This is a genomic window from Propionibacterium acidifaciens, from assembly GCF_003798325.1.
Lineage (GTDB): Bacteria > Actinomycetota > Actinomycetes > Propionibacteriales > Propionibacteriaceae > Propionibacterium > Propionibacterium acidifaciens.
On record NZ_CP033719.1, the window covers coordinates 806,400 to 819,761 of the forward strand.

Here is a 13,362-nt window from a genome sequence, read left to right on the forward strand (position 1 = left end):
GCCGCCGATGATGGCGCCTCAATGGAGCCCGGTCATGAAGACCGGGAATACGCACGGGGCCGTCCGGGTGAACGTCGACCTCAACCGGCCTCAATGGAGCCCGGTCATGAAGACCGGGAATACTGAACAGGGGCTCAGGGCGCGTAGCTTGGAGGCATCGCCTCAATGGAGCCCGGTCATGAAGACCGGGAATACACCGAGCAGGCCCAGCGTGCCGGCCTCAGTGGGCGGCGCCTCAATGGAGCCCAGGTCATGAAGACCGGGAATACCGGCGTACGCCTGGACTACAGCCGCGGCCTGAGACCGCCTCAATGGAGCCCGGTCATGAAGACCGGGAATACCCGGATGAGAGAGGAATGAGATCATGATTATGAGTGCGCCTCAATGGAGCCCGGTCATGAAGACCGGGAATACACGGCTGCCGTGGCAGGGGCCGCCCACGAGGCAGCCGCCTCAATGGAGCCCGGTCATGAAGACCGGGAATACGCGGATGCGGGTAACGCTACGGATATCATTTGGGTGCCTCAATGGAGCCCGGTCATGAAGACCGGGAATACCTGCGGTATTGACCCGGCGATCCTGCTGGCCTACACGCCTCAATGGAGCCCGGTCATGAAGACCGGGAATACCCGCTCCGTCTACTGCCGCATCTACCAGCACTACGACGGGCCTCAATGGAGCCCGGTCATGAAGACCGGGAATACGGGCTGATGCGGGCGGCGAAGAAGTCCACCGGGGAGCCTCAATGGAGCCCGGTCATGAAGACCGGGAATACGTGGCCACGCGCATGCGGGCGGACGTCAGTCAGGCGCCTCAATGGAGCCCGGTCATGAAGACCGGGAATACATGCCACGGCCGGCTCGCAGAGCTCGCCATAATTCGTGCCTCAATGGAGCCCGGTCATGAAGACCGGGAATACCCTACTTTTGAGCCGACCCACTCATTGGCCTTACAATGCCTCAATGGAGCCCGGTCATGAAGACCGGGAATACCAGGACAAGAGGGAAAAACAGTCACCGACCAAAACGCCTCAATGGAGCCCGGTCATGAAGACCGGGAATACAAGGTCGCCCTGAACCTGTTTGTTGCGCCTGACGTGCCTCAATGGAGCCCGGTCATGAAGACCGGGAATACCCGGACAATGCAAAAAGGATATTCCGCGCGGCGGTGGCCTCAATGGAGCCCGGTCATGAAGACCGGGAATACCCGGACAATGCAAAAAGGATATTCCGCGCGGCGGTGGCCTCAATGGAGCCCGGTCATGAAGACCGGGAATACGTCACGGCCAGCCGCGCTGGCACCAGCATCGCGATAAGGCCTCAATGGAGCCCGGTCATGAAGACCGGGAATACCTCCTCAGCCCAGCTGAGCAGAGCCTCGACCCAGGAGCCTCAATGGAGCCCGGTCATGAAGACCGGGAATACGTCCCGCATTTCCTCTGGGCTTCCCGTCGAGAAGGCGCCTCAATGGAGCCCGGTCATGAAGACCGGGAATACCTGTAGGCGTCGCCCCAATTCGCGAACACCCCATCGGGCCTCAATGGAGCCCGGTCATGAAGACCGGGAATACCCAACTGGTCTCGTAATCTGGCGAGTCAGATGTTGTCGCCTCAATGGAGCCCGGTCATGAAGACCGGGAATACCTTCCGCGCGATGCTCTCGAGCTCTCTGGGGATGCAGCCTCAATGGAGCCCGGTCATGAAGACCGGGAATACTTCGAGGCCCCGAAGCCTCCGGTCTCCATTTCCTCGCCTCAATGGAGCCCGGTCATGAAGACCGGGAATACTTCCCGTTCTGCCTGGGGACGGTCAACCCGCACTGGCCTCAATGGAGCCCGGTCATGAAGACCGGGAATACCGGACCGAGCGCCTTGATCGCCTGCTGCACGTTCGTGCCTCAATGGAGCCCGGTCATGAAGACCGGGAATACCCACGCACGCCAGTACGACGCCCACAACCTCGGGAAGCCTCAATGGAGCCCGGTCATGAAGACCGGGAATACGCGGGCCCGACGGGCGACGTCGTCTTCACTTGGCCGCCTCAATGGAGCCCGGTCATGAAGACCGGGAATACCCGTGATGACATGCCAGATGGTGTGGACGTCATATTGCCTCAATGGAGCCCGGTCATGAAGACCGGGAATACGCGGGCCCGACGGGCGACGTCGTCTTCACTTGGCCGCCTCAATGGAGCCCGGTCATGAAGACCGGGAATACCCGTGATGACATGCCAGATGGTGTGGACGTCATATTGCCTCAATGGAGCCCGGTCATGAAGACCGGGAATACTTCCGCGCGATGCTCTCGAGCTCTCGGGGGATGCAGCCTCAATGGAGCCCGGTCATGAAGACCGGGAATACCGGCTGCCGTCCCGGATGATCGGCAGCCCCTCGATCTCGCCTCAATGGAGCCCGGTCATGAAGACCGGGAATACCAGCGTCTCGTCCTCCAGCGGTGACCAGACCGTCTCGCCTCAATGGAGCCCGGTCATGAAGACCGGGAATACCCGTCCGGAGCCGTGAACCGTTTGAGCACGACACGCCCGCCTCAATGGAGCCCGGTCATGAAGACCGGGAATACGCGAATGTTTCTTCGCAACGCCGACGATGATCTGTTGCCTCAATGGAGCCCGGTCATGAAGACCGGGAATACCCGGGACGCCATCAGGCTCATCATCGAGTCCAGGGAGCCTCAATGGAGCCCGGTCATGAAGACCGGGAATACGTACAGGTCATCCCCGCTCCGGTACACCTTCGTGTCGCCTCAATGGAGCCCGGTCATGAAGACCGGGAATACGGGGGGTTGCGAAGCTCAAGGCACAGGTCATCGGACAGGCCTCAATGGAGCCCGGTCATGAAGACCGGGAATACGTCGGCCCAAGCATCGCGGATGCGGGACTCAAGACGCCTCAATGGAGCCCGGTCATGAAGACCGGGAATACCAGCGCACCCTTGCACCCCCAGCGCACCCCCAGAGGAGCCTCAATGGAGCCCGGTCATGAAGACCGGGAATACGAGGAGGGCTGACCGATGGCCAGGATCAGGACGATGCCTCAATGGAGCCCGGTCATGAAGACCGGGAATACGCCCATCGCACATGGAACCGTCATTGCGACAGCATCGCCTCAATGGAGCCCGGTCATGAAGACCGGGAATACGAATAGTTGCCATCGCAGTACCCATTGAGAAGTTTGCCTCAATGGAGCCCGGTCATGAAGACCGGGAATACAACCAGCTGATCGAGGACTTCTGCATCCCACGAGAGCTGCCTCAATGGAGCCCGGTCATGAAGACCGGGAATACAAGGACGTCCACTACAGCCCGACCGCCAACAACGCCAGCCTCAATGGAGCCCGGTCATGAAGACCGGGAATACCGGGGCGAGGCGGGTGTGGCCGAGAAGATCCTCCGCGCCTCAATGGAGCCCGGTCATGAAGACCGGGAATACCCGGGAGGAGGGGACGGGCCGGCAGCAGCCATCGGGCCTCAATGGAGCCCGGTCATGAAGACCGGGAATACTGGGACAACAAAGCGCCATGCGTCGTCACCGACGAGCCTCAATGGAGCCCGGTCATGAAGACCGGGAATACTGGGCCCGCATCTGACCGCCCCCACAGGAAAAGAGCGCCTCAATGGAGCCCGGTCATGAAGACCGGGAATACGTCTACGGGGCCCCTCGTATGCGCCCCCCCAGAGAGCCTCAATGGAGCCCGGTCATGAAGACCGGGAATACGAAGACGCCGCCCTCGACCCGCGGGCCGCCCGCCTGCCTCAATGGAGCCCGGTCATGAAGACCGGGAATACTCGTCACCGCCGCCGCCCCCGGGCTCGCCGTATGGGAGCCTCAATGGAGCCCGGTCATGAAGACCGGGAATACTCGTGGCGAAGAGGGGCGCCCTGTTCATGGTCTGGTTGCCTCAATGGAGCCCGGTCATGAAGACCGGGAATACGTACCGTCCCGGACGGTCTCCCCGTCGGTCTTGCAGCCTCAATGGAGCCCGGTCATGAAGACCGGGAATACTCGAGGACTCCATCTTCGGTCCTCCCGGCGAGATGCCTCAATGGAGCCCGGTCATGAAGACCGGGAATACATGAAGTTGCCGGCGGCCACCAGGGTAAAGTACAACGCCTCAATGGAGCCCGGTCATGAAGACCGGGAATACCCGGGTTGCAGTGACAATTCTGTCATCGTCCATGCTGCCTCAATGGAGCCCGGTCATGAAGACCGGGAATACGCGCCTGCGCCGCCGCAGCATACTTCTCGGACACAGGCCTCAATGGAGCCCGGTCATGAAGACCGGGAATACCCGCCGTCCAGGACGGCGCCGTCACCATCACCCTCACGCCTCAATGGAGCCCGGTCATGAAGACCGGGAATACTGGGAACTCGTCGACGAGGCAGACTACCCCGCCCGGCCTCAATGGAGCCCGGTCATGAAGACCGGGAATACCCGAGACAACAACATCACCATCGACCGCTTCACCAGGCCTCAATGGAGCCCGGTCATGAAGACCGGGAATACCAGCAGTACGCCGACAAGGCGAAGTTCATCTATGAGCTGCCTCAATGGAGCCCGGTCATGAAGACCGGGAATACCGTGGCCGAACTCGACCAGGTCGAACGGGAACGGCGCGCCTCAATGGAGCCCGGTCATGAAGACCGGGAATACAGAGAAAGGACTCATCATGTACCGATACGATTACCGCCTCAATGGAGCCCGGTCATGAAGACCGGGAATACCCGCGAAGAAACGCGATTCTCTGGAATGGGAACAAGCCTCAATGGAGCCCGGTCATGAAGACCGGGAATACTTGGACGGTGGTGACCGTGGAACTCAGCGAGTACGCGCCTCAATGGAGCCCGGTCATGAAGACCGGGAATACATGGAGGGTTATGCAAAACTGTTTTTGAAGAATTCTAGGGCGATGATGGCCGTGATGGTTTCGGGGAAGGTGTGCAGGGGTCTTCGGTAGCCGGTGTGGAGTGTCCGCCAGGTTTTGAGGTTGGCGATTGCTCGTTCACCCGGGGCGCGTAGCGTGTTGATGGCCTTGTTGTACTGTTTCTGGGTTTCTGTGAGTTCACCGCCGGCAGGTTTTCGTTCCGGGGTGATCATGCCCAGCCCGGTGTAGCCCTTGTCGGCCATCGGCGGGGGGTCGGGGAAGTGGTCGAGCAGGCCGGTGTGCCGGATGGCTTTCGCGTCGTGGGTGGAGCCCGGGGCCGGGTCGGACACCCAGACCAGCCGACCGTCCAGGTCGCAGGCGACCTGGAGGTTCAGGCCGGTGCGGTGGTGCTTGCCCGAGTACAGGCCGGACTGGTCCCGCCAGTTCCAGCACGGCACGAGGGTGCCGTCGACGAGCAGGGTCCGGGACGAGTCGAGGTCGTCCACGGTGGGGATGAAGTCCTCGAGGGCTTCGGCCAAGCGGGGCGTCCACCGGCAGATGGCCCGGGAGACGGAGGACTGGTCCACGTCGAAGGACTCGGCGAGCTCGGCCTGGGTGCGGTTACGTCGGTGATAGACGAGGGTGAGTCTGATTTCCTGTTCGGTGGTCAGCGCCCGGGGCCTGCCTGTTCTCTGCGGGGGACGAGGGTGGGTCTCGATGAGGATCGTGCACAAGGCTGCCATTGCGGCCGCGGAGAAACCTGTTGTATGATACACGTGAGGACCTGTTTTGAGATTTTCGGCCATTGGTTGCTTTATTGTCTCAGGGCAGGTCCTCATTGTCTGTTCCGACACGCCCGGGAGCGGGAATCACCGAAGATTAAAATCAGGAGTTTTGCATAACCCTCATGGAGCAGGCACCTGATGGAGCAGGCACCTGATGGCCTCAATGGAGCCCGGTCATGAAGACCGGGAATACTTGAAGCCGTCCTGAACACGGACATGGCGGACTACGCCTCAATGGAGCCCGGTCATGAAGACCGGGAATACGCGCACCCTTGCACCCCCAGCGCACCCCCAGAGGAGCCTCAATGGAGCCCGGTCATGAAGACCGGGAATACGCGCACCGGCGGGTACAGCCAGCTGGCGGTTCTGACGGCCTCAATGGAGCCCGGTCATGAAGACCGGGAATACGCACCATCAGTTATGCGACCGGGAAGGATATTCCCGCCTCAATGGAGCCCGGTCATGAAGACCGGGAATACGTCCAGAACCTGCGAGGTGTAGCCGAAGCCGCCGGCGCCTCAATGGAGCCCGGTCATGAAGACCGGGAATACTGGGTCTTTCGGGTTGGGGTTGGCCGGCCGCTGGGGTGCCTCAATGGAGCCCGGTCATGAAGACCGGGAATACTCGGCGTCGGCGATGCGGCGGGCGCGGATGCGGCGGCCTCAATGGAGCCCGGTCATGAAGACCGGGAATACTCGACAGGCCATCACGGAGCTGACTGCTTCCATTGCGCCTCAATGGAGCCCGGTCATGAAGACCGGGAATACCTGGTCGAAGATCCCGGTGGCGGCCTTCGGGGACTGGCCTCAATGGAGCCCGGTCATGAAGACCGGGAATACTACGCCGGCGACGACCTCCCCGAACGGGGACGAGACGCCTCAATGGAGCCCGGTCATGAAGACCGGGAATACTCGGTGGTGTCCATGCCCCGCAGCCTAGCATCTGCTAGCCTCAATGGAGCCCGGTCATGAAGACCGGGAATACATGCCCGGTACGGTGGACGACATCGTGTACGAGGAGCCTCAATGGAGCCCGGTCATGAAGACCGGGAATACCCGCACTCCCGGCTGATCATCCAGTCTCAACAGAAAGCCTCAATGGAGCCCGGTCATGAAGACCGGGAATACCGGCCTGCTCGGCGAGCATGCCCCACTCGGCCGGGCTGCCTCAATGGAGCCCGGTCATGAAGACCGGGAATACGTCGGGAGCACCCGTCAGGGTGCGACCGTATGTAAGCCTCAATGGAGCCCGGTCATGAAGACCGGGAATACCACCTGCCCCGACACCGTCGCATACGGCCAGACGAAGCCTCAATGGAGCCCGGTCATAAAGACCGGGAATACACGAGGGCATCCCCGTCGCCGTCGTCGACACGCCGCCTCAATGGAGCCCGGTCATGAAGACCGGGAATACCTGCGCCGCCTGCACGCGCGCGAACAGGCGCGACGCGCCTCAATGGAGCCCGGTCATGAAGACCGGGAATACGCACATCCTCGGCGCCGGACGCCAGACCATCGACCGGCCTCAATGGAGCCCGGTCATGAAGACCGGGAATACCCGGAACAGGGGAACAGGGGAACAGGGGAACAGGGGCCTCAATGGAGCCCGGTCATGAAGACCGGGAATACTGGCCGATCTCGGTACGCGCGGCACGGCGCGTCTGGCCTCAATGGAGCCCGGTCATGAAGACCGGGAATACCCGCGCTGCGAGAAGCGTTGGAGCGGATCCTTGACCGGCCTCAATGGAGCCCGGTCATGAAGACCGGGAATACGTGACAATCGTTCGTATGTGAGCTACAACAGCTTCTAGCCTCAATGGAGCCCGGTCATGAAGACCGGGAATACGGGCTGCGGGGGTGTGCGGTACGGAGGCGCTCCCAGGAGCCTCAATGGAGCCCGGTCATGAAGACCGGGAATACGCCGGAGTGGCTGCTGGCCTTGGCATCGGGTACGGCGTGCCTCAATGGAGCCCGGTCATGAAGACCGGGAATACCTCCACGTCTGCCAGCGTACAGGCCTCGACCCCTGGGGCCTCAATGGAGCCCGGTCATGAAGACCGGGAATACATCGAGGAGGCATGATCGTGACCAGCCAGCTCGCAGGCCTCAATGGAGCCCGGTCATGAAGACCGGGAATACTGGCCGCCCCGCCGCGAGGACCGGGACATGACCATCATGCCTCAATGGAGCCCGGTCATGAAGACCGGGAATACCAGCAAAACCCCGTAGTGTCTAAGACACACCGGGAAGCCTCAATGGAGCCCGGTCATGAAGACCGGGAATACCACGAGCCGGCGAGGTCACCACCTCCACGCAGGCCGGGCCTCAATGGAGCCCGGTCATGAAGACCGGGAATACCTACTTGACAAGCACAAACAAGACTTATCCACAGGCCGCCTCAATGGAGCCCGGTCATGAAGACCGGGAATACCGCCGTGTCGGACAAGACGCCTGACACGAGAGAAAGGAGCCTCAATGGAGCCCGGTCATGAAGACCGGGAATACCATCGCGTTCATCGCGGTCATTGTTCTGCTGTGGAAGCCTCAATGGAGCCCGGTCATGAAGACCGGGAATACCGTCCGCTCAGGGCGGCACCGGCTACATCACCGACGGGCCTCAATGGAGCCCGGTCATGAAGACCGGGAATACCGGGGATCAGGCGCGTGTCGGCGGTCTGGGACTGGCTGCCTCAATGGAGCCCGGTCATGAAGACCGGGAATACCCGGCATCTCTTCCGGATCGGCGTCTGGCAGCAGCCTGCCTCAATGGAGCCCGGTCATGAAGACCGGGAATACCGTGCCGAAGGAGGCGCTGGACCGTGTGGATGTGTCGCCTCAATGGAGCCCGGTCATGAAGACCGGGAATACCGACTACCGAGGAATCACCCTACGCAACGAGGATGGTGCCTCAATGGAGCCCGGTCATGAAGACCGGGAATACCGGGTATGCACCCAGTATATGCGTGTGTGTGTGTGTGGGCCTCAATGGAGCCCGGTCATGAAGACCGGGAATACCATGCACCCAGTATATGCGTGTGTGTGTGTGTGGGCCTCAATGGAGCCCGGTCATGAAGACCGGGAATACCGGGGTGCGGCTGCGGCGGATGTCGCGGAGGGCGCGGCGCCTCAATGGAGCCCGGTCATGAAGACCGGGAATACCGGGGGCGTCACCGGTACGCCCAAACCATGTAAATTCGCCTCAATGGAGCCCGGTCATGAAGACCGGGAATACCGCCCGCCCGACGCGCCGAGCCCGTCAAGCATCGTGATGCCTCAATGGAGCCCGGTCATGAAGACCGGGAATACCCAGCGAGATCGTCAACGACACGGACGGTCTACTCGTGCCTCAATGGAGCCCGGTCATGAAGACCGGGAATACCATGACCACCCACACCACCATCGAGCAGATCGCAGAGGCCTCAATGGAGCCCGGTCATGAAGACCGGGAATACCCGCCATGGGGCCGCAGTGGGCATGTCACAGTGCTGCGGCCTCAATGGAGCCCGGTCATGAAGACCGGGAATACCGCCCGCCCGACGCGCCGAGCCCGTCAAGCATCGTGATGCCTCAATGGAGCCCGGTCATGAAGACCGGGAATACCCAGCGAGATCGTCAACGACACGGACGGTCTACTCGTGCCTCAATGGAGCCCGGTCATGAAGACCGGGAATACCATGACCACCCACACCACCATCGAGCAGATCGCAGAGGCCTCAATGGAGCCCGGTCATGAAGACCGGGAATACCCGCCATGGGGCCGCAGTGGGCATGTCACAGTGCTGCGGCCTCAATGGAGCCCGGTCATGAAGACCGGGAATACCCCGGCGAAACCCCGTAGCATGTGAGACACGCCGAGAAGCCTCAATGGAGCCCGGTCATGAAGACCGGGAATACCCTTCTTGTCCGGCATCTGCCACGCGTTGCACGGCAGGCCTCAATGGAGCCCGGTCATGAAGACCGGGAATACCCACCGACAGGAGACACCATGCCGATTAGCACCACCATGCCTCAATGGAGCCCGGTCATGAAGACCGGGAATACCCTGTCGTCCTCGTGGGTCATCGACCCGGCCAAGCAGGCCTCAATGGAGCCCGGTCATGAAGACCGGGAATACCGCAGCTGTAAGACAGGGATGCCGGACGAGGTGAGCTGGCCTCAATGGAGCCCGGTCATGAAGACCGGGAATACCGGGTCCTCGACGCCGTATGCGCCAGCACAGACCCCGCCTCAATGGAGCCCGGTCATGAAGACCGGGAATACCCAGCCCCTGCCGGTCACCGTCGAGCCCGGTCGAGATGCCTCAATGGAGCCCGGTCATGAAGACCGGGAATACCGGGTCCTCGACGCCGTATGCGCCAGCACAGACCCCGCCTCAATGGAGCCCGGTCATGAAGACCGGGAATACCCAGCCCCTGCCGGTCACCGTCGAGCCCGGTCGAGATGCCTCAATGGAGCCCGGTCATGAAGACCGGGAATACCGTCTGGGAGCGGGACCTCGCCGACATCACCGACGGCGCCTCAATGGAGCCCGGTCATGAAGACCGGGAATACCCGGCGGAACACCCACCAACACCAACAAAAGGGAGGCGCCTCAATGGAGCCCGGTCATGAAGACCGGGAATACCCGACGTCCAGGTAGCGGCTGTTCCAGCCGGGCGGCGTGCCTCAATGGAGCCCGGTCATGAAGACCGGGAATACCCCGCCGCAGCCGCCTTCGTCGAGGCAGGGATCGCATTGCCTCAATGGAGCCCGGTCATGAAGACCGGGAATACCGTCCGCACATAGCAAGCCTCGCACAGCGCCGGGTAGCCTCAATGGAGCCCGGTCATGAAGACCGGGAATACCGGGTCCTCGACGCCGTATGCGCTAGTACAGACCCTGCCTCAATGGAGCCCGGTCATGAAGACCGGGAATACCCCGCTGACGTCCATGTTGGCTTCTACCGCCTCGCGGCCTCAATGGAGCCCGGTCATGAAGACCGGGAATACCCACGCGTCGAAGCGGCATCCTGCCACGTCAGCTGCACGCCTCAATGGAGCCCGGTCATGAAGACCGGGAATACCGACGGCGCAGGGGGCGTTGAACGCTGTGATGTCGATGCCTCAATGGAGCCCGGTCATGAAGACCGGGAATACCCCGACAGGAGTCAGAGATGACCATCCACACCACGGAGCCTCAATGGAGCCCGGTCATGAAGACCGGGAATACCGTCGGGGACGGCATCCTCCTCGTCTGGATCGCCCCAGCCTCAATGGAGCCCGGTCATGAAGACCGGGAATACCCGGCGTCCGCCGCGTGTCGGCCATCTGGGACTGGCTGCCTCAATGGAGCCCGGTCATGAAGACCGGGAATACCGGGGAATACTGAGAAAGGACCCACGCCATGGCATTGCCTCAATGGAGCCCGGTCATGAAGACCGGGAATACCGAGTTGCCGGTAAGTGCGGCGTAGGCGGGGGGTGGAGCCTCAATGGAGCCCGGTCATGAAGACCGGGAATACCCGCCCACAGACGTCTCTGTACCGTCAGGCCTAGTCAGCCTCAATGGAGCCCGGTCATGAAGACCGGGAATACCGGCTCGCTTGCTTCGGTGCCGTTGGCTACCAGTGTTGCACACTCTTGCGAGGACTGCCACTCGGCACCCCCAGCCGATGGGAGGGAGCGCCGGCAGGGTAGACAAGAACCAGCCCTGACTAGGGCGCGAGCACTGTCGGGTGACCCAATCGGCACCAGAGCGCTCGCTAGACAATCTGGGATCCTCTCGTGGGGAGCTGCCTGCGGTGTCCGACGAACGTGAACCGGTCCCCGCTGGGGTCACCCAAGTCGACGATCACCACCGAGTCCACAGCCAAGTTCATGATATCCTCACCATCCGCACGCAGATGAATGAGTTCAGTCCTGTTCAAGTCGCAAACGAAAACAGAGTACTGGAGACGTTCACCGTTGGCCTCCATCAACTTGCAGATTCGACGAAGTCGCGCCGGATCACGAATATCATAGGCGATCAGGTATCTTCTTCTGTTCGTCCTCATCTGGTCATCATCGCCGTGTACTGATCGAGCTCTCCAAGCATGACCGCACCCAGCATCCGGGCCTGGATGTCCATGACACGCCGATACGACGCTTTGTACCCGAACTGTGGATGGGTCACCTCTTGGTCGAGCCGCCGCTCATAGGCCCTCAGGACGGCCTTGCGGCCATCAGCCTCAAGCATGCACCCTCCGGCGCGGAACTTGAAATCCCGAGGACCGACCTCACCATTGTTCAGCACCTGCAGCACAACGCTCTCAGCGATCAAAGACCTGAATTCTTCCGCCAAGTCCAGAGCCAGAGCAGGACGCCCGAACCGAGGCCTGTGGAACATGCCATAATAAGGATCAAAGCCAACCGCCTCAAGCGTCACCGTCAAATCCTTGATGAGCAGAGAATAACAGAACGATAGAAGCGCATTCACTGGATCCCCGGGAGGACGCCTGGTGCGTCCACCCTCACTGAAACCGGAAACATCAATTCGCACGTTCTCACCGAGAAGCGAAATAAAGTTCTCGAAGTAGAGACGTGCCGCAGTACCTTCGATTCCCAGCAGCCGCTGAGGAGAGTCAGCCTGCATGGCTTGAAGAGCCAACGACTTCAGCTGACCCCCGACATCGTCGACCACGCCGCGAGAATTACGGCGCAGCATTGTGCGACTATTACGAATCTTCCCGGAAATCATTCGACGGGAAATCTCCAGTCTTCTCAGCTCCGTGGCGCAGAACTGCGCGATCCTGAGATCGACGTTCTTCCCCGGCAGCCCTTCAGCAATTCCAGAGAACCATCCCCCGTAGCTGAACCACAGCACTGGAATGTCCCGTGACATCAGTGCCCGCACGGCTTGAGCCGATACCGTCACATTCCCGAAGACGCAGACCTGGCTGATGTCGATCAACCGATAGCTGACTTCCAACTCACTCTTGAGACGAATCTCCAGCCGCTCATGGCGAACGCCGATGACAGCTCCTTGCACGGTCACGTACACGGGACGACCCTCCAGAACCGGCGCCATCAGACGCTTCAGTGGACGCCGTTGCGCAGGAGGAACGCGCAGAGATTCCAGCTCGTCAGGAAGACAGATCCCCACCAGCGAGCACCGCGGGCACCTCGGGCTGTCATGCAGAGGCGGTGGCGCCACGGGGTCGGCTGCCACCTCCCATGCCCGCTTCACGGTATCGGTGATCTCCTTCAGCGCGGCATCGTCCACCATGATGTGCACGCGTTGCCGGGTCTCGGCATACCAGATCTCGGCCCGCTCGACGACATAACCGGCCTCTTGGAGCAGCAGCGCTTGGACCAGTACCTGCACACGATCGCTCGGCCAAGCCTCACCGTTCTTGTCAGGATGGCCCTTCTTGTAGTCGACCGGCACGACAGTACCGTCGCCGCCGTCCTCCACCAAGTCCATCCGCGTGGCCATGCCGAGCCGCTGCGATGACAGCGAGACTGATCTGGCAGCCCTCCCGGCCAACGCCTCGGACTCGTCGGGAAGATTCCCCGTCTCCTGGTCGACGACGCGATGCAGGTAGCGGCCCTCCTCGACATCATCACTGGTTGCGAACTCCTGTTGAACCCATTCCAAGTGGAACAGTCTGGGACAGTACACGAACTCGTTCAGCATGCGGGCCGGAAGCGTCTCAGGCAAACCCGGAAGGTCGGGTCTGACGGTA

3 protein-coding genes and 3 CRISPR repeat arrays (1 of these 6 cut by a window edge) are annotated in these 13,362 nt (G+C 61.4%); all 3 genes read right to left on the reverse strand.

The window, feature by feature from the left end; genetic code table 11:
- A CRISPR array of direct repeats spans positions 1–196; the repeat unit is 36 nt; unit sequence GCCTCAATGGAGCCCGGTCATGAAGACCGGGAATAC (it extends 200 nt beyond the left edge of the window).
- Positions 197–305: 109 nt separating this feature from the next.
- Positions 306–4,881: a CRISPR direct-repeat array (repeat unit 36 nt; unit sequence GCCTCAATGGAGCCCGGTCATGAAGACCGGGAATAC).
- Positions 4,882–4,888: 7 nt separating this feature from the next.
- Positions 4,889–5,620 (reverse strand): transposase family protein, encoded by a 732-nt coding sequence (locus EGX94_RS03480; protein WP_192962690.1) that lies wholly within the window; start codon positions 5,618–5,620, stop codon positions 4,889–4,891.
- Between the two features lie 199 nt (positions 5,621–5,819).
- A CRISPR array of direct repeats spans positions 5,820–11,233; the repeat unit is 36 nt; unit sequence GCCTCAATGGAGCCCGGTCATGAAGACCGGGAATAC.
- A 167-nt stretch (positions 11,234–11,400) separates the two neighbouring features.
- Entirely contained in the window at positions 11,401–11,691 is a 291-nt protein-coding gene (gene cas2, locus EGX94_RS03485; protein ID WP_028707274.1) for a CRISPR-associated endonuclease Cas2, read from the reverse strand.
- Positions 11,688–13,313, reverse strand: a complete 1,626-nt coding sequence (locus EGX94_RS03490) for a CRISPR-associated endonuclease Cas4/Cas1 (RefSeq protein WP_021798721.1) — start codon at positions 13,311–13,313, stop codon at positions 11,688–11,690. The genes cas2 and EGX94_RS03490 overlap by 4 nt, the downstream gene beginning before the upstream one ends.
- Positions 13,314–13,362: the final 49 nt, after the last annotated feature.